Consider the following 20,700-nt stretch of genomic DNA (forward strand, 5'->3'; position numbering starts at 1 on the left):
CGCTCTGTTTAGTTTTATTTGAGACGAGTTATCGCCTGGGTTCAAACACCCCATAAGAAAAATTATGCTTTGCTCAGAGCTCTATTTGGGACTAAAAAAATGTCTCAGATTGATCATTGTATAGGCTATGGTTTTCATGGCATAGTGATGTGGGCTATGATGCTCAAATCGAAGAAGCAAGCGTTTGAATTTGTCTTCCCAAGCAAAAACTCGCTCAATCGTACGAAACCGCTCTTTAAAAATAGCTTTGTTGAATAACCGCTTTCTTCCTCGCTTGGAGCGTTTGCGATTGCGTTTGTTTTCATTAATATTTGGGATCATGCCCGCGTTAAAGATCATCTTGCGATTGGCTTTGCAATCATAAACACCATCAAGGCTCATTACCGAGCCCTCCAGTGAGAAGCCCACTGCTTGGGCAATTTGTTTTAGGGGTTTAAACGCATCCCGTAGCATGGGGGATTCATTTTTGTTCCCTGGTCCAGTGACAAATGGCGCAATAACATTGCAGTTTCGGTCACAAAGAGCAACAACTTTGTCTCCTTTGAGATGTTTATGTCCACTGAACCCGAGGTTATCGCCCCTTTTTTAGCAGCAGTTGTTGTGCCGTCACCATGAATAATACTTGTGTCGAGTAGATTGTTTTTGGAAAGTAATTCCACAGAGGCCTCAAACATCCGATCAAAGCAACCTTTCTTGAGCCAGGCTCTGAAGTGTTTGAAAATACGGGTGTAACTGATTTCTGGCTTGCCGTCAGCCATTTTATCAATCGGCAATTTATACCATTGGCACCCTGTATGAATGACGTACAAAATGTAGTTAAATATTTTATACAGTGCTACTTTGGGCCTTGGTCCGCGTTTTCCTTTTTGCAGATAGGGAAAGACAAATACATTGAACTCATTTTCAGTTAATTGCGTTGGAATCCTGTTGTAGCCTCGCTTACTCACATTAGCCCCCTGTTTTTATTTTCTTAATTATAAAATTAAATGTTGGGGCAATTTGTTGAATTTAAATGTATTTTTATAAATTACAAAACTAGCAACGAGTTGTATTGATGTGGGAGGAAGTTACAAGAAATTATGCCAGGCACTAGGAGGGGTTTACCTGGAATACAGTAATCTTGCGATGAATCCGTTTACTCATGTTTTAGACATTTTAAGAGAAATTGATGACATTATTGCCTTGTTTGAGCTGTTGGCGTGCCCCACCAGTGGGGCTACGGATGATGACAGAGGAACATTGCGTGAAGCAATTTTGACCGCATTTGGCAAAACAGGGAATCAAACACGAGTTGATGAGGTGCAGACTGAGTTGATCGCACTTTATGAGTCTAATAAAGAAACTTATCCTACAGCACGAATTCTTTCTAAAAATTTACAACGCTATTGCTCGTTTGCAGAACACGGGCAAGTGTTTAATCAACCCTCGCAACTGGCTCCTGATGCACGAGTGATTGTCGTTGACCTAAAGGAAATTGAAGACAATCAGAGTATTCGGGCTCCTGTATTACTGTCTGTTATTTCTCAATTTCAAAGACGCATGTTTGATTCGGACAGAAGCAAGCAAAAGATGTGCATCATTGATGAAGCCTGGTCATTTTTTACAGGCGATGCGATTGCGATTCAATTCATTACTAAAGGGTTTAGAACTGGGCGCAAACATAAGGCATCGTTTGTAACCATTACCCAAGGAATCGATGATTATTTTGAATTTCCTGAGGCGCGTGCGGCCTGGGAAAATTCAGCAATCAAATTGATTTTCCTTCAAGACACCTCCTTGTTAGAGCATCAGAAAAAACACGAGACCTTTTCAGAACTTGAGGTGGCGATATTAAAAGCGTTTCCTAAGGCAAAGGATGCGGGCTTTTCCCAAGTTTTATTACGTGCCAATGGCATTTCCTCATTCCATCGGTTGTTTGTCTCGCCTTTTATTCGCGTGCTTTTATCTTCAGATGGAGATGATGTTCAGGCCGTGCAAAATTATCAGGCAAGGGGCTTAGAATATATGGATGCCATCATGCGTGTTGCCAAGGAGCATTATCCGATGTCGCAGGTACAACCGATGAATCATGGGGTTGCCGATGGTGCTTAATCAATGGGATTTAAAATATCGGATAGCTCTTGGGGCATTGGCTGTACTGGGTCTATTGCTTTGTTTGTTGGCTTTTGCCCACAAACACTCCTCTTTGGTTGTTATCGATATGACGCGCGTCATTCAAAAACCCTCCATGATGTTGGCACGTTCCAAACTCACCGAACAAGAACAATTAAAGATTATGAGGCGATTTTCAGCCCTCTTACCGGAAGTAATTAAAGCTTATGGGGTATCGCATCAGGTAACGGTAATAAGCAGCCCTGTTTTATTCAGCCAAAATACCCAGGATGCGACGGATGAAATTGTCGCGCAAACCATTTCAAGGATGAAGCATGAACAATACTAGGATGAGAAAGGGTTTGATGGTGTTGTTGATGATGAGCTTATACCTACATGCTCATGGACAAAATTTAGGGAGCTATGGGCAGGTATTTCCAGTTATAGAAGAAGATATCCGACATGTCATCATGAAACGATTAAGTATCATGCAACAAACAGGAGAGCTTGCTCGTCATCAGCATGATATTAAACAACGGATTGCAGAACATGCCATACGACCTAAGCCACTTAATCTGCCGTCAACAGTTGAGCCTAAAACATTTTGTATTGACGCTTCCGTAACGGTATCCCGTGATGTTTGGACTCCTGATGGAATGCTCCTTGCTAAAGCGGGAACGCAAATTAATCCCTTTCAACACATTCAATTTAATAAAACTTTGTTCTTTTTTAATGCGGATGATTCCAATCAAATGCAGTGGGTTAGAAAGCACTACCGTGATTACAAACAGGTCAAATTTATTCTTACTGGTGGAGATATTCGAGATGCTTCGGAGCTATTGGGGCGAGTTTATTTTGATGTAAATGGGGTACTGATTCATAAGCTCCATATCAAAAACGTACCTAGTGTAGTGAATCAAGAGGGTCTTTATTGGCAGATTAAAGAAATTGGAGCTCATGATGCCTAGATTCTTATTTTATATCAGTTTGCTCTTTTTAGGATGGTATTCTCCACTTCATGCTTCTCAATGTAAGGGACATTTTGTTAATCCTATAACAGACATTTGCTGGAATTGCTTGTTTCCTTTATCCATTGGAAACTTTAATGTGGTGAATAGCCATTATCCCGATCCAAAAAATCCAGGTAATCCTTTATGTTCTTGTCCTCATAAAGGACAGCTCTTGGGCGTTACTATAGGCTATTGGGAGCCTTTTGCTTTGGCCGATGTGACGCGAAAGCCTTACTGTATGGTCAATCTAGGTATTCAGCTCCACATTAAAGATCAAGGTTTGGGTGGTTCCCAAATGCCTGATACGGATGGCAAAGGAGCTTTTTATTACGTGCATTGGTACAAATATCCTTTGATGTATTGGCTGCAAGTGCTTACATCGATTGGATGTATGGAAACTGAAGATTTTGATGTGATGTATTTAAGTGAGCTTGATCCAACCTGGAATGATTCTGAATTTGCATTTGTCATCAACCCCGAAGCAACTTTATTCAGTAGCCCTCCTGCGCGAGCAGCATGTGCCGCCGATGCCACAGCAGCCTTGACGGGCATGCCCATCGATTCTTTATTTTGGTGTCAGGGCGCCCAAGGCTCAACCTATCCATTGACAGGGTTTGTGGCCAACCAGTCAAGCCCTATTTCTGCGGCAACGCTTTTAACAGAGCGCGTGGACTTCAAATTGCATCGGATGGGTGCGATTACTGATTCAGTAGGTAAAGACGCGCCTCTTATTTGTAAAACATACGCCTCATCCATTTTACCCAAAAGCCGCTACCGCTACCAATTGGTGAATACATTGCCTGAAGCGCGCCTTTGTCATCCTTTTGGACATTCGGTAATTACGTGGGAGGCAGGGCATACCTACCCAAGTGATGGCGATAACTTTGGGTTTTTAATTTTTAAAAAAAGAAATTGCTGTTTCCTTTAAAAAGGAGTGATTTGTAATGATTGATTATCCAAGCGTATTTAAGGAGTTTAAGCATGCTCAATAAAACAGTGTGGTTCAGTTTCATATTATGGTCTGTAACCGTTTATGCCAATACGAATGATGAGATTGCAGCATACTTGGCTCTTGGCCGCGAGCAAAAATCTGCGATACCAAGCAGCACCTTAGAATTTTTAAGCAGGAATTCATCACAGACCAAATTGGAATACAGAAGCCTTACCGATGCGATTATAAGCCATGAAGGTAATCGCATCGCAGGCCAACAAAAACCTAAAAACGTGGATGGCGCTGTTTTGTTTGTCTCATTTTCCATGCCTGAGTCACTTTTATTTGCATTGGGTGATGAGGCTTCGCGATTTAATATTCCTTTGGTCATCAATGGATTAGTTGATGGCGATTTTAAAAAAACGATTCAGAGATTTAAACATCTGAATCAAGAAGCTACCAAGCGTCATTTAAATTTTCAAGGGGTATCGATTGATCCGGTTTGGTTTACCCAATATCGCATCTCTTCTGTTCCTGCATTGGTGGTGACTCATGGCTCATCATGTCAATCAGAAACAAGGTGTCCTGATGCATCATTTGATGTAGTTTACGGCAATGCAAATCTTAAAAAAAGCCTTGAATTAATAGGGACTAAAGGAGGTGCAGCGCCTGATGTAGCACAAAAAATATTGGAGCATGGACATGTTTAAATGCATCATTGGATTAGCATTGACGTATGGATTGGTGGTTACGGCCTTGGCCAATACAACCGCACAAGATTTTCCGCAATTAAAAAACTATGCAAAATCGTTAAGAGGACAAACGCGTGAGGCGTTAAATCAATTTCATCCTGAAACAACCTTTAAGGACTACAATGAAAGCCCTGTGCAAAAAAATTACTACCAGGGTATTGAAACTGAAAAAACGGATTTGAGTGTCGTAGCCTCTCAAGCATTAAAAGAGGATGCAGGAGGCCAAGAGGTCATGAAGCATTTTGGCGAGCGACAGCTTGAAGTCAATACCCAAAGCACAGCCATCCAACAAGCAAAATTAATAGAGGAAGAAAGTTATGCCATCACGCACGGTATTTCTAATGATCGCATTCATTGTGATGAAACATCAAAGCCCTGTGAACTAAAAGCACATGATGAGGTATGTCATACCTCAAGAACATTGCCTGATGGGCAATGTTCTAAAAAGCTTAAGGTGGAAGTCAATCGAGAACACATTAATAAACCCATTTACATCGAATTTACTGTTAAAAAGAAATGGGAGGGGTACATCAGTGTCAACCTTATTACAGGTGCGATTACCAACGCGGTTTCCGGTCAAGTGACCAGTCCTGTGGCACTGAAACAACCCTGTGACCACTTAAAGGCTACGATTCACTCCATTCGCAATAATGGACAAGCAGCACCCTGGGTTAAAGTCACCACTCATCCTAGTTGTCAAAACAATGGGTTATTGGTACTGCACCTTACCCAAAAATGGGCGCGTTACTACCCAATTCAAATCCGTTTAACGCTTGACGCCACGTCTCGTGCCTATGTCAATGAAGAGCATTGGGATACTGATTGTGGTGCATTGGAACGCAGTGGTTTATGCCAAATAAAAAAAGAACAGTGTACTGAAGCCAATACGACCCATGTGATTGAGGGGCTGCCTGTCACACGCCCATGTTGGGCAATTGATGCAACGTACCGTTGTGTTTCAGCCCATGCCGATGAATGTGTGGTACAAAAAAATAAAGGCTGTCTGCAATCAAGCTCACGGTGTACTTTAATCGAGAACAATGCCTGCTCGTTATATGAGCAAGTATATCGCTGCCAGGATTCGGTTTGCCCAAAGCCAATACCCTGTATTAAGAATCTATTTTGTGCTGATGGGGAGTGTGCGGAGCGTTCTGCAACCCAAAATGAAGATTTTGGGGCGGCCATGGCGCCTCTTTCCGTAGTTGGAGAGGCAGGAGCAGAGTTTGGCAAAACCCAAGCCTCTCTTTTTTCAGGGCACCCATTACGATGTAAAATTTGGATATTTGATTTGGTTGATTGCTGCTCCAAAGATGGATGGCTTGATAAAATACACATTAATTTGTGCCGCGAAGAAGACAAAGAATTAGGGAAGGCTAAAAATAATTATGTAGCACATTATGTGGGTGAGTATTGCTCTGAAAAAATATTAGGCGTGTGTACTGAGTACAAAAATACCTACTGTGTTTTTGATAGCAAAATGGCACGTATTGTTCAGGAGGAAGGGCGCTTAAAACAGCTTAATTCTAATGCTTTAGGCGATGCCGAACATACTACATGCCCTGGTTTAAGTGTTAATGAGTTACAACGTTTGGATATGGGGCGTATCAATTTTTTAAGTCCGGTATATCCCTATCCTCATGGAACCTCAATGAAAGAGGCAGGTATTGTGGGGGATGTTACTTTAAACAGCCCCAATCCTGCCAAAACCATGGATGAAATTCAACGACGCGTACAACAAAGGGCAGCATCATGATGAAAAAACTTACTTGCCTTTTGATGATCCTGGCTGCCCAAGTCAACGCCGATTTCGTAAAAGTTCCTGCACATGGTTTTCATTGGTATAGCAATGATGAAAAAGAGCCCAAGATAAAACATCAAGAGCTACTTAAACCATCAGCACGACCACAAACACCGTATGAACAACTTATGGAGGTACGGCATGTCACATTAAATAAGTTGGCTTCCGCTTTAATGAATCCTTCATTTGATGCGACATTAGAATACATGAAGGCTCAACAAGGTTATGCCAAAAATAATCAGAAGTTTGTGCAATATTGGCAAGAAGTGCTAATGACGCATCCTGAGCTTGATCATACCTTGAATTTTCCTACGGATAACTCAGCAATTGCTATTCGTAATGACTCCATGAATCTCTTGATGGAACGAGTCGTAAAGGAAGGGGCGAAACGCTATGGCTTGATTCTTTTTTATCGGGGGAATAGTTCCATTTCGCAAAAAATGATTAGCCATCTCGTGCCGTTTGTGATGCAAACCCATTTTTCCATGATTTCTGTGACCACAGATGGGCAGCCGATTGAAGGACTGCCTAACCCGAAAAATATTCCATTGGAAGTGGTGCAACACACGATGAATTTGCAATCACGTTATATGCCAGCACTGTTTCTGGTCGATTTAAAAACGCAAAAAATGTCGCCTTTGTCTTACGGTTATGTCTCTGTGGCTGAATTGAAGGAGCGATTATTGGACGTAGCGACCCATTACAAACGATTCAGTTATGAGGGGATTGGCGCATGATGGTTCGAATACTTTTGGTTTTATTGTTGTGTATTGGCAAGGCTTCATATGCCAATAAGGCGGTTGACGAACTCAATGCTATGCTTGTTAAAAAACAAGCGCCAAAAACAAATGTTGCGTCGCAAAGCTCCGAAATTCGAGACTTGTCCGAAAACTATTATTTTGTGTTTATTTATCGCAGCACATGCCCTCATTGCCATAAGTTTGCACCTATTTTAAAGGATTTTTCCAACACGTTTCACATCAAAGTTCAAGGATACAGTTTAGATAGTGAGTCGTTGGAGGGGTTTGATGGCAAACCATTAACCCCAGAATTATTTCAAACTTTTTATGTGGACGGTGGTTTTAAAGCCACGGTGCCCGCACTGTTTTTAGTCAATCGCCATACGAAAGAAGCCTATGCCGTATTGTTTGGTGAGGCTTCTCCTTATCAATTGGCACGTCGTGTCCATGAATTAAAACAACACATTGAGGAGCGATTTCATGAATAAAGTTTTTGGGCTCATTATCGGATTGGTTTTTTGCACGATTGCATGTGCAAGTCACAATATATTTGACGAGCTACCGCAAATAAATAGTTTCGATTTAGTATCTGAGGGTGATTGTCCAGCATTTAACCCTCAAAAAAGATGCAGTGATCTGGATACAGTTTTTTATGGCTGTAAAGAAATACCAGACAGTCTAGAAGAAGTGCATCAAAGGACAGCTTTTGATTTTGCGCAAAATGCGGGAGGGCAATGATGATGCAATTCATAGTCGTTATCTCAATGTTTTTTTTGAGTTCCATAACCTACGCGAGCGCAAGTAGCGATCTGAATCATTTTTTTAACAACTTAGGCTTTAGTGCGAATGTTACAGGCTCACACTCCTATGAGTCACAAGCAGCAGGCTTTGCTTCATTAGGTTCCGTTTATGCAAGAAATCAGGTGCGAACAATTCAGATTGCTCATGTGGATGTGCCTGGCTTTCGTTCCGGTTGTGGCGGGATAGATGTATTTGCAGGAGGTTTTTCTTACATTAAGGCGTCACAAATTGTTGATTTCATGCAGTCCATTTTAAGCAGTGGTGCGGGTTATGCCTTAAATCTTGCTCTTGAAACTGAGTTACCTGAAATTGCGCACTCCATGCAGTACATGCAAAAACTGGCTAACGACATTAATGGAACCAATTTTAATTCGTGTGAAATGGGCGAAAATTTGAGCGCGGCAGTTTGGCCAAGGAATAGGGCTGCTCATCAAAAACTCTGTGAAGACATAGGCAGCCACACCGGTAAATTTAGAGATTGGGCAGAAGCTAGACAAAAATGTTCCACAGGTGGTGAGATGGAGCAACACTTAGAGGCTGCGAAAAATAACCCTGAATACAAAGAGCGAGTTTTAGTCAATACCAATGTGGTTTGGGATGCATTACAACTTAATGATTTTATCAAAAAGGATGCAAAGATCGCTGAAGTATATCTATCGATTTCAGGAACTTTGGTATTTGATGCGAAAGGGGGAATTAAGACTTATCCTTCTTTGGCAACGAATCAAGACTTTATTAAAGCCTTACTTTATGGTGGGAAACTTCCCAGTTATCAATGCACCGATACGGGTACTCCAATGAAATGTGTGTCGATTAATGCAGAAGGCAGTCAAACCATTCAAAGTAAAGACTCATTAGTGTTCCAGGTGCAAACACTACTTCAAGGAATATACGAGCATATTAAATCAGAAACCGCGTTAACAGAAGAGCAAAAGGGTTTAATCGAGATGACTCAACCTTCAGTATTTCAGATGATTTCAGCAAGCGCCCAACAAAATATAGGCATTCAAAGCAGTTACGAGTTAGCACAGAGTGTGGCTACCGATTTGCTTGCCCAATATCTTGCTAATTCGCTTGAGGTGATTCGTGCATCACTTGCAGGCAAAGATTTAGGAAGTAGCAATGAAGAAAAGCTATTTAAGAGCATCGAAGTGGCACAGGAATTTGTGGCACGCTTCAATAGCGACACTCGCGAACGATTTAATGCGGCACTCACCACCAATCAATTGGTTCAGAACAACGTAAAACAAGCACTCCATACATTAACTCCGATGTTACGGAAAGCTTATATAGGAGGGGCAGCATGAGTCCGTTATTAATTTATACCCCGCAAAATGGAGAATACTTAAAAACGGTACTTGATGCGGTCGTGACTTTATTGGGCGAAGAAACCTTTAAGACAGGTATCGACATCATCATGATTTTAGCGATATCCGTTGTAGGTTATCAGTATGTGATGGGTAAAAAACTGGGATCCTTAGTCCACTTTGTCGTGCTTTCATTTTTTGTGTCTTATTGCTTGCTGGGTATTCGCGTTCCTGTGGCCATTATTGATATGCAATATGAAGCAAATGGCGCGGGCACTGCATTAACTGTGGATCATGTGCCTCTAGGAATTGCTTTACCCGCTGCACTCATTAGTGGAATGGGGTATGGAGTAACCAGCGCTTTTAGCGATGTATTTCATATGCCCCAGGACCTGGACTATATCAAAACAGGGATGATTTTTGGATCAAGAACCTGGCTTGCGGCAACCAATACTCGTCTTTCGATGTCGCCTGATTTGGCATCCGACATGTCGGCCTACATCAGGCAATGCATTTTTTCAGCAAAGCTCTTAGCCAGTCATCAAATAACACCGCAAAACCTGGTTCATAGTGAGGATTTAGCCAAAACCTATTTTGAAAATCCCTCACCGGTTTATCGGATCATCATGCACGATGGCAGAAATTTAAGTTGTGGGGATGGGGCAGCTGATCTCAAAAAACGATTACCTACTGCTGCAAAACTTGAACTGGAGCATTTGGGGCGTTTAATGACCCCAGATGACACGACACGAACTGCCGAAGATAAATTCAGTCGCATCTATGAAGCCGCACATGATTATTACATGCGTATTTCAAACAATGCAGCCTCCGTGCTCACTCAAAATATACTAATCAATGCAACACGCGATGCGGCAACCGATGCGTTTGCTTTTGTGGGAGCCGATGCCGAATTGATGAATTACACCAATACGGACAGCATGCAAAAAATGCATGTAGCGGAAGCCAACAGTTTTTGGCTTGCGAGTTTTCGTTTGCCTTATTACATGACGGTGATGTGGATCTTAACCTTATGTATTTTCCCTTTAGTAGTCATCGTTGCTTTGTTTCCAAGTATGCAGAATGTTTATGGCGTTTATTTAAAATCACAAGTCTATCTGTGGTCATGGCCGCCGATGTTTATCATCATTCATTTTCTGGTCTCACTGGCTTCAAGTACGACCATTACTCTTTTTGGACAAAAAACGGGAGGAGTTACTTTTTCAAACATTGATTCTTTAGCAAGTTTCCACAGTAATTTTGCCTATACTGCCGGAGCACTGGCAGCCAGTGTTCCTTTTATTGCCCTGTATATCACCAAAGGTTTAGGTCAGATTTTAAGCACCTCATCCCAGCATTTTGGCGGGATGATGCAAAGTTTGTCGTCCAGTGAAGCACAATCTGCGGCAACGGGTAATGTATCCATGGCAAATTATAGTGGCTGGAATATGAATTATGAAAACACAAGCCACCATAATTTATCGGCGAATAAGCATGATTCCAATTGGACGCACATGCATGGTATGAGTACGGAGCAAATGGGAAGTGGGGTATTAAAAACAACGACGGGCAGTGGCGATGCGGTATTTGATGTAAGTCCTGCCATGACACGAAGTCCAGTGCATATTTCTGATGCTAAAGCACTAAGTGGCTCTTTGAATCAGGCATTTGAAGAATCAAGACAGGCAGCCACCAATGAAAGCCAGCATTATCAAACAGCGCTGTCGAACTTTTCTCATCGGGCGGTGCAATTATCGAAACTTCAAGGCCATGAGATGCGATTTGGTGATGGTGTGTCTGAAAATGAATCGGGTCAATACCAACAAGCTCTGTCTACAATGACCCAGATTGCCACAGAGGTCGCCAAACGAGAGGGTATTTCACAAGAAGATGCTCTGGCGCGAATGACTTCCCAGGGGTTAAATGTTCATGCAGAAGTATCCAGTGAAAAGAGCGCTTTGGGAAGTATTGGCCGATTTGCATTCGGGGCAAGCGGTGGAGCAGATGTCCATGCCAAAGGGGAGCGCTCTTCAACAAGTAGCGACAGATACCATGAAGGTACAGACCATGCTGTGTCTTCTAAAGAGGCGAATGATTTTAATCAGGCACTCAATTACGTGAGTCATTTTGCGCAAACCCATCATTTGGATAACAGCCATTCACAAGGTGCAAGCCTGTCACATCAAATGGGGGCTGATTTGCGTGATGCACAAACCGCAAGTCATAACTACGATGCATCGATGTCACGTGCTGCACGCATTAGTACGGCCAGAAGTTATGTGGAATCCAATTCGGAGCAGATTACAACGGATCTCAATCAGGCATTTGCAGGCTTTGTTGCTCATCGCACTACAGAGGCTGAACGAGATGAATTGTATTCTCATCCTGGAGAGATACATGCCTTGAAAAAATTACAAGCTCTAGGTAATGAGTTCCTAAGCAAACAACGCGATGACTTAATTGCTCGTTATGGAAATGCTAATAAAAGTTCTGATGTTGATTCATTATATCAGCATGGTTCTGCCTCTTTAAAGACTAAGGAAGGGGCTATGGGCCATGAATATAAAAATAACAGTAACGCATTGCATCACGATGCTAAAAAACAAAGTTTGGGTGTTGACTTGACAAGTGCTAAAGGTTTTGAACACAGGATAGAGGGGCAAATTGATGCAAGCGTTAATAAAACAAACCAGGGAGGAGGGGGACTTCAGACTCAATATAAACACGCATCCCATACCACAGATAAGGATATGGAAGAAGGGAAAAAATTGGGGCAGAGCAATTTGGTTCTACCAGAGAAGATATCTAAATGGGTTGATTCCCACGATAAATCAGCCCCACGAAAGGAATTAATCCATGAATAATCACCAGATGAACACTCAAGAATTAAAAGAGGCTATTGGTCAAGACATTCAAACATTGAAAACTTTGGACGTAGATATTATGCCTGCTAATCAATATTACCAGGCGAATATTCGCTTGTTTTTGTATGTCTTTTTAAAAATGTATGTCGTAGTGGTGTTGGGAAATTTTCTCCCTTGGCTTATTCACATTCGGGAAATACTTAAGCATGCTTCTTTAGGTGAAGCACTCTTAGAATTAGGGTATGTTGAACTATTGGGTATTGGTGTATGTCTCTTTGTGTTTCTTTTTTTGTACAGTCCGCTTAATCATTACGTCTTATTTAAATACCAATTAAAAGACACACTTCAAACCGGTAAGATGCTTTTGCAGAAGATGCACAGTGCAGCAACCATTTTTTATCGCATCTATGTGGCCATAGTGCTTATACCCTCAGCTTTTTTATTTCCAGGAGTTGCTGTGCTTTTAGCTTTTGTTGGATTTCTTATAAGCGGTCTTCTCACGAACATCATTATAGAAATGGAGCTTAATCGCATTGGGATTAGCACACTCTTTACGCTTATCAAAGCCTATTTTAACCAAGATAAGAAGTCAAATCATGATGTGATGAAAAATCATTAAACCAAATCAATAAGTTTATTTATTAACCACAAAATTAAGCAGTGGAAGCTGCTGCTTTGTCTAAAAAGAACAGGAGGCAACAAATGAGCAATGAATCCAATTACAAACATTATACCCGTGGTGGCCAAATATCTTTTCATAATTTGCGCATGTGGTTCCAAGTCAATAGAGCTCTTTTTGATGTGTATTTGATGCTTTGGGTGGGCTTAACCCTATTAGTAACCTGGCTAAGAGCGTCTCATGGAATGGTTGCGCAAACTTTATGTTATCACAGCGCCAAATTTTATAATCTTTTTGGGGTTCGGCATCTTTTTTCTGTTCCAGTTCAAGGGGGATATGCCTCTCAATCGGTGGAGCAAATACTTCATAATGACTATTTTTCAAGAATATCGGCGCGATGTTTGAACCTCTTTGTCCAATCGATTGGATTGGGGTTTTTATTGTCCTTAATCGTTGCCTTCATTGTAACCCGTTATTTTATCTATCGCGGAAAATCTCAAACCAAAAATCAGTTCATCCGTGGTGCACGTTTTTTACCACCAAAAGAACTCAAAAAGCAAATTGTTCAACAGAGTAAAGCATCTGATTTAAACCTTGATGGATTTCCTTTAGTGCTGAATTCTGAAGTACAGCATCTGCTGGTGCATGGAACGGTGGGTATGGGAAAAAGTCAGTTTATTATGAAATTAATGGATTGTTTACGTGCCCGAGGCGATAGGGTCATTGTTTATGATAAGGGATGTACGTTGACTCAAGCCTATTTTCAAGAAGGGCATGATGTTCTACTTAATCCGTTTGATGCGCGTTGCGCGAATTGGGATCTATGGTTTGAGGCGCCCAAAGATGAAATTTTAGAAAATATGGCAGAAAGTTTAATCCCCATGCATGGGGAAAACGATCCCTTTTGGGTGAGTGCCGCACGAACCGTGTTTGCTTCTGTTGCAAGCCGAATGCGAGAGGATAAAGAGCGCTCCTTATCCAAACTACTGCAATTATTAGTCACTGGGGAGTTTAGTGAGTTAGAACCCTATCTGACTGGCACTGCCGCGGCTACATTGGTCAGTAATAAAATAGAGAAAACAGCCATTTCTATTCGTTCTGTAATTACTACCTACCTCAAATCCATGCAGTCCCTAAATGGTCTGGAAGACTCAGGACAAGAAGCATTTTCCATTCGAGAGTATTTACTCAATCAAGAAAAATCAGGGTGGCTTTTTATCTCTTCTAATGGGGAACAACATGAATCATTAAAACCATTGATCTCCATGTGGATCGCAATGGCTTCATTGACTCTTTTAAGCCTCGCTGAAGATCCAAATCGACGTATTTGGTTTATTTGTGACGAACTACCAAGCCTTCACAAATTGCCTTTATTAGGGGAAACCATTGCCGAAGTTCGAAAATTCGGAGGATGCTTTTTGCTGGGAATGCAAAGCTTTAGCCAGTTGGAAAAAGTGTATGGACGCAGTGGTGCCGCTGAGATTTTTGACTTATTGAATACACGCGCATTTTTTGCAAGCCCAAGTCACCAGATGGCACAGCTTGTCAGTAAAGAATTAGGCGATGAAGAAATCGATGACACACGTGAAAATTATTCTTATGGCGCAAATTCAATTCGGGATGGTATTTCTTTGGGGAAAAACAGAACGACTCGTCCTTTAGTAGCCTACCCTGAAATCATGGATCTTTCACCTCTTACCTGTTATTTGCGTCTTCCAAGTCAATTCCCCATTACCAAACTGGAACTTATTTATCAAAAAAGAACCGCCAAGGCAAAAGGGTTTATTCCGCGAGCCATGCCTCTCGTCCCCAAACCTGCGACAACACCCAAAAAAAATCACAGCTCAGAAGAGGAGGTCAAAGAGGAACGTATTTCGCGTAAGCCTTCATCGCGCGCAAAAAAGAAAGCGTGTGACATGGGTATGGAATCACTTTTTTAAGATTGGGGATGCATGATGCTAAGCTTACAAGTAAAACCGATTAGAAACCCGAGTTATTATTTTAATCAAGAAAATTATTATTTTAGAAGCCAATTAACTACAGAGTGGGTTGGAGAAAGTGCTGCAAAACAAAACCTCGTAGGGGAGGTGGATGAACACACACTAAAAGCTGTTGTTGGAGGTATTTTACCCAGTGGCGATGTCATTGGTGTAAACGTTCACAGCGGTGAAATAAACCATCGTGGTGGCTATGATTTGACTTTCTCAGCCCCAAAATCAGTATCTTATCTCGGGTTGGTCTGTGAGCATCAAGAATTTATTGATTTACACCTCAATGCTGTGAAAACAGCATTAAAACTCATTGAAAAGGAAGCAGCCTCAGCTCGTAAATCGGGTAAAGAAGGAAGGGAGTATGAAAAAACAGGAAATTTATGCTTTGCAACAATTCTTCATGATACTTCACGAGAGCAAGATCCCCAACTTCATGTTCATGCTTTGTTGATGAATGCTACACAGCGCCTTGATGGCAAATGGCGTGCGCTGGCCTCAAGTATCAACCGTAATCATGGCACTATGGAGTGGATTATGGATAACCAGATTTTATTGGGGCTGGTATATCGATCAGAACTTGCATTAGGTCTAAACCAAATGGGATTGGAGATTGAGCATACAGGCGATGCCCATGGTTTATTTGAAATCAAACATTTTGATCAACACTTGTTGCAACGAATGTCGAAACGCCGAACACAAATCGAAGAGCATGTTCAGGAAATGCATTCTGATTCTTTAAAAGCTTATGACAGAGCAACTCTTCATTCTCGCAAAGCAAAGGAGGTTGTTGATCCTGAAGAATTACGCCAGCGTTGGACAAAAGAAAGCAATACATTAGGTATTAATCCATCCACTTATCTTAATCGCTTAAAAGAACAAACGAAGGAGTTTAATCCCAGTAAAAAAAATCAGACGAATAACATGGAACTAAGTCAGGCTTTCAAAGAGGCCATAGCTCATCTTGAAGATAAAAAACTAAAGTTTACTTATCACGATTTATTACAAAGTAGTCTTTATTTTTCATTAGGAGAACAGGGTCTTGAATCCTTGATGGCACAAATTGATCATGAAATTAAAACACAAAATCTTATTGCCCTTGATACAGAACATCGAAGTTTTACGACGCAAACACTCATTCATAAGGAGCGTGAACTGATTAATAAACTATCACGTTTTACACCACAAACAAAATCGATACTACGAAATCACGATAAAATCAATGAGTTAACGGGAAATCAATCGATTCGACATGTTGTGACGCAAGCATTATCCTCTAAAGCAGGTATTATTCTGATGAGACAGCAAAGTGCTGCATCCCGTGAATTGTTAAGCACTTTGATTGATTATGCTGAAGATTCCAAAAAAATTCGTATCTTAAGTCCAACCCGATTAACTGCATTGCGTATGAATCAAGAGCTCACCAAATCTCCATCAACCTTGTGGCAGTGGGTTTTGTCTATTGGCAAAGAGGATTTATGTGAAACCGTTTCAGGGTTTAATTATCGCCATGAATCAGAACATAAACTCCCATTTTTCAAAAGTAAAAAAGAGCGAGAATTACTTATAGTCGATGATGTCCAACGCGTGTCTGCTGATGAGATGAGTACTTTATTAACCATTGCTGACAGGCGTCAAGCTAAAGTGGTGCTTCTGGAAAAATCAAATGCTTTATCAGGTTTTAAATCGGATATCGCCGATTTGCTTAATAAAGCCCAGGTAAAAACATTCACTGTTGAGGATAAGCCTTCTGTAACTACCCATATTAATCTCATTGAAGCAAAAACAAGTGAGGCGCGACTTTTAAAAACAGCGAAAATGGTTTGCGATTTACCTTTGAATCAAAGACAGAGCACACGTGTACTCACGATTTCAAAACTAGAAGCGAAAGAGGTCACTGAGATGATTCGCGCCCAGCTTAAAGAGCGGGGCGAACTTTCATCTCATGAAAAAGTAATTCATACACTGACTCGTCTTTCATTAACGGACAGTGAAAAAAAATTGGCTAAAAGCTATGAACAAGGGTGGGTGTTACTACAAAATTCGCGTACCGGCTCTAAAAAATTGACTGTGCTTGGTATTCATGAAAAAGAAAATCAATTAGTCGTTCGAGATCATCACGGCATTAAGTCTACCATTTCTGCTCAATCGATTTCAAAATCGGCACAGATCTATGAGCAAACACCGCTATCTGTTGGGATAGGGGATAAGTTAATTGCGACAGGAACTCTTGGTTTTGAAGGAGTAAAAATCGGGACTCAGTATGAAGTATCTGCGTTTACCAGGCATGGAATAAAAATAAAAAATGGAAAAAATACGATTCATTTAATAACGGATTCTGAGAAGAATTTTCCTTTGGATTACGATTATGCCAAAACAATCTATGCCGAGGATTTTAAACCTGTAGCGCAAACAATCATGACGCTTCCGGCTTATGCGCTTAAGAAAAACACCATGTCTTTATTATCAGAATCAACTAAAAAAGAATTAACTATTATTACTGATGATGTAGACAAAGCCAATCGCTATGCTTTGAAAACAACTGCTCAAACTTCAGCACTATCCCTAACTTTAGAAGCAGCACAAATGAATCATGGGATATCTCTTATTGATCATGCAACTACTACAGAGTTGTTAACGACACTTGAAAAAGCATTAATGCATTTATCTTCTGATAAACCCCTAAAATCTGAAAGCGAAAAGGCATTAAACTTTGCTATAGCACATCTTTCTGAGCGAGAAGCGGCATTTTCACGTGCGGATTTGCTTAAAGTAGCCATTCATAAAGCGCTTGGTAAATCTGGATTTGGTGAATTAAACGATACGTTAGATAACCTAATTGCAAGTGGTACTTTAATTTCTGGAAAAGAGCGATTATTGACCACAAAGGAGGCGGTTTTATTCGAAGAATCAATTATTAACACCGTTAAATCGGGAATGAATACAGTGAAACCCTTGATGAGCCGTGAAGAGGCTCAAAAGCAATTAATGACCGCTCCACTTACCAAAGGGCAAAAAGAGGCTTGCGAATTAATTACGACTACATCCGATCAATTTATTATCATCCAAGGTTATGCTGGAACTGGAAAAACTACAATGACTCGAACAGCTATTGATTGTATGAATCAAGCACAATCTATGGCCTCAGAAGGCATTGATTTAGTCGCAGTAGCTCCTACTCATCAGGCAGTGAGGGAAATGAGGGCATTAGGAATCCAAGGGCAAACCTTAAAAAGCTTTCTGATGGAACAAGAACAAGAAGCAACCTTAACGCATAAGTCTTTAGTATTGCTTGATGAGTCTTCCATGGTATCCAATCGTGATTTTTCCAATCTCGTACAAAAAGTGAAAGATTCAGGGGCGCGTTGTGTGCTCATGGGTGATATAAGCCAACATCAAAGTATTGAAAGTGGAAAGCCAAGCAAAATATTAATGCAGGAAGGAAGTATCCAAGTGGCGTGGATGGACGCTTTGGTGAGACAGCAAGTCGAAGGATATAAAAGTGCCATTGAAACACTGATTGGAGGTGAAGAAGATAAGGCATTGGCTCAATTGAGCGCATTGCCTTTGAATCTGATTGAAAGACACCATGCCAATAGTCCTTATCATGAACTAAACTCTTCAGTTATTGAATCAAGCACTATAAAGCAATCCCAATCACTGCATGAAGATACCTTAAAAGCGAGCCTTGGGGAAAAATTAAACCCACAAAGCCCAATTGGGCTGGCTGTAGGTGATTATTTATCACGCACGCCCGAATGTCGCGATAAGACCATTGTCATTATTCATGAGAATAAAAACCGAGAAATTGCCAATAACCTCATCCGAGATGCTTTAATTGAAGAGTCTACCTTGGGCTCTGAAAATAGGGTATTTCCTCGTTTATTAAGCACCAACTACACCACCGAAGAGCTTTATTACTGTGAAACCTATCGTGATTGTTTAGAAAAAGGGGAGCATTTTTTGAAAAAAGGGGAGCAGTATTTCAAAGTGGTTTCAATAGATGAGTCGGCAAAGGTCGTTATTTTGAACGATACAAAAGGAAATAAAGTCCTCTTTATTCCTGAAAAAGAAAACAAAGATTGGAAGATTGAGTTGTTTCAATCATCGCCAGGCCAAATTTCTATTGGAGAGAAAATTCATTTTAAGAAATCCAACAAATCTCTAGGCCGTTTTGCTAATGAACGGGTACAAGTAACGAATATACAGCAAGAATCAGTTACAGTGAAAGATGGCCAGGGTGTTGAACATGTGCTGCACAAGCAGGAGATGAACGATGCTCATTGGGATTACAGTTATACTGCTACGAGTTATTCTATCCAAGGTGCATCATCCCCTTTTGTTATTGGTGTAGCAGAAACAGGGAATGCCAAGGTCAATCATCTGCGTTCGTTTTATATTATGGTAACACGTGGCTCATTACATGCCATGATTTATACCGATAACTATCAAAAATTGAAAAAACAATTGCGTACTAATCCCGAAAAAACCTCAGCCTTAGAAGTACTAAATCGATTGGGTTCTAAAATCAAAAGCAGCCAAAATACTACTTTGTCTAAGACGCCAAAGCCAGAACGTGATAAATCCCCAGTAAAGGAGCACGCTACTCAATATGATGCCAATACATTATCACAAAATTTATCACAGCATGCAGAGCTTGTTATTGAATCGCTTCTTGGTCAGCCTAATCGTGCTTTATCTTCAAAAAAGGAGTATCGATACGGTACGAATGGGAGTTTGACCTTTTGTTTGAGCGGTGAAAAAAGGGGAACTTGGTTTAATTTTGAAACCATGGAAAAAGGAAATTTGCTGCATTTAATTCAAAAAACATTAAATCTAAATTTTAAAGAAAGCCTCGCCTATGCGGCAAAATTGACGGGTGATGATTTAAGGCAAGAAATTAAATTAGTGCCACAAAATCCTAAGCCAAATAAAGAAAAGCCGTCAGATGGCTCTAAAACCCAAGACTATGGAAGGCAATTAGCGCAAGAATCAAAACCTATAACCGGAACACTTGCTGAAAAATACCTGAAAGAAATTAGAAAAATTCATAATATTTCTGGTGAGAATATCCGTTATCATCCTAAAGTCTATACCAAGAGCACAGAGGCAGTAAAATACAGACCGGCATTATTAAATATTGCACGAAATAAAGACAGTAATGTAGTTGCAGTTGAAGCGGTTTACCTGGATCCAAAAACAGGGAATAAAGCGGCTATTAACATGAAATCAAAGAAAACCTATGGGGCAAAAATAGGTGCTGGAGTCATTTTAAATGAAGGTAAGGAAAAAGAGTGTGTCACCTATCTTGTAGAAGGGGTTGAAACGGGTTTGAGTGTTCGTGATGCAGTCCAAACAGAGCGTGTTATCGCCACCCTTGGAAAGGCAAATTTTCTAAATATTGATACGGCTCTTCTTACAAATAGAGTCGTTCTTTGTCTTGATAATGATCTCAAACCCATTAAAGACGATAAAGTAATTATTCAAGCCATTGAACGATTAACTCAGCATGGAAAAATAGTTGAAATTGCTATCCCAACACGTGACAAAGACTTCAATGATGTGAATAAAAAAAGTGGCATACAAGGTGTTATTGAATCATTAAATAAAGCAATAAGTATCGATAAAATTATGGGAATCACTAACAAAATTGATATGAATAAAGATCAAATTAAAAATTGCCTTGAATCGATTTCACGACAATTGAAGATAGAACTTCCTGAGCATAAAAACCAATCTGTTGAAAAAATTAAAACGCTTCAGCGAGAAGAAATGGAACTCTATTAATTGGGTGAATTAAGT

Annotated in this window: 15 protein-coding genes and 1 pseudogene; 14 read left to right on the forward strand and 2 right to left on the reverse strand. The window is 40.6% G+C overall.

Annotated features, from left to right (window positions below; translation table 11 throughout):
* Positions 1-81 precede the first annotated feature (81 nt).
* Positions 82-507, reverse strand: a pseudogene (locus OQJ26_RS17095) (transposase family protein); the annotation flags it as partial.
* Positions 426-947 (reverse strand): transposase, encoded by a 522-nt coding sequence (locus tag OQJ26_RS17100; protein WP_265703925.1) that lies wholly within the window; start codon positions 945-947, stop codon positions 426-428. The gene OQJ26_RS17100 and the pseudogene OQJ26_RS17095, both read right to left, overlap by 82 nt.
* A gap of 109 nt (positions 948-1,056) precedes the next feature.
* Here OQJ26_RS17100 and OQJ26_RS17105 point away from each other — a divergent pair, with 109 nt between their 5' ends.
* The 14 genes from OQJ26_RS17105 (at position 1,057) to traI (ending at position 20,685) form a co-directional block, all read left to right on the forward strand.
* Positions 1,057-2,091 carry a TraG/VirB4 family ATPase gene (locus tag OQJ26_RS17105; RefSeq protein WP_265704924.1) on the forward strand — a complete coding sequence of 345 codons (1,035 nt, stop codon included), beginning with the start codon at positions 1,057-1,059 and terminating at the stop codon, positions 2,089-2,091.
* Complete coding sequence (locus OQJ26_RS17110) at positions 2,081-2,440, forward strand: TrbI F-type domain-containing protein (protein ID WP_265704925.1); 360 nt, start codon at positions 2,081-2,083, stop codon at positions 2,438-2,440. Before OQJ26_RS17105 ends, OQJ26_RS17110 begins: the two co-directional genes overlap by 11 nt.
* The gene (traW, locus tag OQJ26_RS17115) at positions 2,427-3,059 is read left to right on the forward strand and encodes a type-F conjugative transfer system protein TraW (RefSeq protein ID WP_265704926.1); all 633 of its coding nucleotides are present in this window, start codon (positions 2,427-2,429) and stop codon (positions 3,057-3,059) included. Before OQJ26_RS17110 ends, traW begins: the two co-directional genes overlap by 14 nt.
* Positions 3,049-4,029: a conjugal transfer pilus assembly protein TraU gene (gene traU / locus OQJ26_RS17120; RefSeq protein ID WP_463605698.1), complete on the forward strand. Its 981-nt coding sequence runs from the start codon at positions 3,049-3,051 to the stop codon at positions 4,027-4,029. The genes traW and traU overlap by 11 nt, the downstream gene beginning before the upstream one ends.
* 53 nt (positions 4,030-4,082) lie before the next feature.
* Positions 4,083-4,742, forward strand: a complete 660-nt coding sequence (gene trbC, locus OQJ26_RS17125) for a type-F conjugative transfer system pilin assembly protein TrbC (protein ID WP_265704927.1) — start codon at positions 4,083-4,085, stop codon at positions 4,740-4,742.
* Positions 4,735-6,537, forward strand: a complete 1,803-nt coding sequence (traN, locus tag OQJ26_RS17130) for a type-F conjugative transfer system mating-pair stabilization protein TraN (protein ID WP_265704928.1) — start codon at positions 4,735-4,737, stop codon at positions 6,535-6,537. The genes trbC and traN overlap by 8 nt, the downstream gene beginning before the upstream one ends.
* Positions 6,534-7,319 carry a type-F conjugative transfer system pilin assembly protein TraF gene (gene traF, locus OQJ26_RS17135; RefSeq protein ID WP_265704929.1) on the forward strand — a complete coding sequence of 262 codons (786 nt, stop codon included), beginning with the start codon at positions 6,534-6,536 and terminating at the stop codon, positions 7,317-7,319. Before traN ends, traF begins: the two co-directional genes overlap by 4 nt.
* On the forward strand, positions 7,316-7,810 hold the full coding sequence (gene trbB / locus OQJ26_RS17140; RefSeq protein ID WP_265704930.1) for a type-F conjugative transfer system pilin assembly thiol-disulfide isomerase TrbB: 495 nt from the start codon (positions 7,316-7,318) through the stop codon (positions 7,808-7,810). The genes traF and trbB overlap by 4 nt, the downstream gene beginning before the upstream one ends.
* Positions 7,803-8,060: a hypothetical protein gene (locus OQJ26_RS17145; RefSeq protein WP_265704931.1), complete on the forward strand. Its 258-nt coding sequence runs from the start codon at positions 7,803-7,805 to the stop codon at positions 8,058-8,060. The genes trbB and OQJ26_RS17145 overlap by 8 nt, the downstream gene beginning before the upstream one ends.
* Positions 8,057-9,430, forward strand: a complete 1,374-nt coding sequence (locus OQJ26_RS17150) for a conjugal transfer protein TraH (RefSeq protein WP_265704932.1) — start codon at positions 8,057-8,059, stop codon at positions 9,428-9,430. Before OQJ26_RS17145 ends, OQJ26_RS17150 begins: the two co-directional genes overlap by 4 nt.
* The gene (gene traG, locus OQJ26_RS17155; protein WP_265704933.1) at positions 9,427-12,291 is read left to right on the forward strand and encodes a conjugal transfer mating-pair stabilization protein TraG; all 2,865 of its coding nucleotides are present in this window, start codon (positions 9,427-9,429) and stop codon (positions 12,289-12,291) included. The genes OQJ26_RS17150 and traG overlap by 4 nt, the downstream gene beginning before the upstream one ends.
* Complete coding sequence (locus OQJ26_RS17160; protein WP_265704934.1) at positions 12,284-12,910, forward strand: hypothetical protein; 627 nt, start codon at positions 12,284-12,286, stop codon at positions 12,908-12,910. The genes traG and OQJ26_RS17160 overlap by 8 nt, the downstream gene beginning before the upstream one ends.
* 83 nt (positions 12,911-12,993) lie before the next feature.
* Positions 12,994-14,850 (forward strand): type IV conjugative transfer system coupling protein TraD, encoded by a 1,857-nt coding sequence (gene traD, locus OQJ26_RS17165; RefSeq protein ID WP_265704935.1) that lies wholly within the window; start codon positions 12,994-12,996, stop codon positions 14,848-14,850.
* A 12-nt stretch (positions 14,851-14,862) separates the two neighbouring features.
* On the forward strand, positions 14,863-20,685 hold the full coding sequence (gene traI, locus OQJ26_RS17170; RefSeq protein WP_265704936.1) for a conjugative transfer relaxase/helicase TraI: 5,823 nt from the start codon (positions 14,863-14,865) through the stop codon (positions 20,683-20,685).
* The last annotated feature ends 15 nt before the right edge of the window (positions 20,686-20,700 follow it).

The organism is Legionella sheltonii (genome assembly GCF_026191355.1).
Classification (GTDB): Bacteria; Pseudomonadota; Gammaproteobacteria; order Legionellales; family Legionellaceae; genus Legionella; species Legionella sheltonii.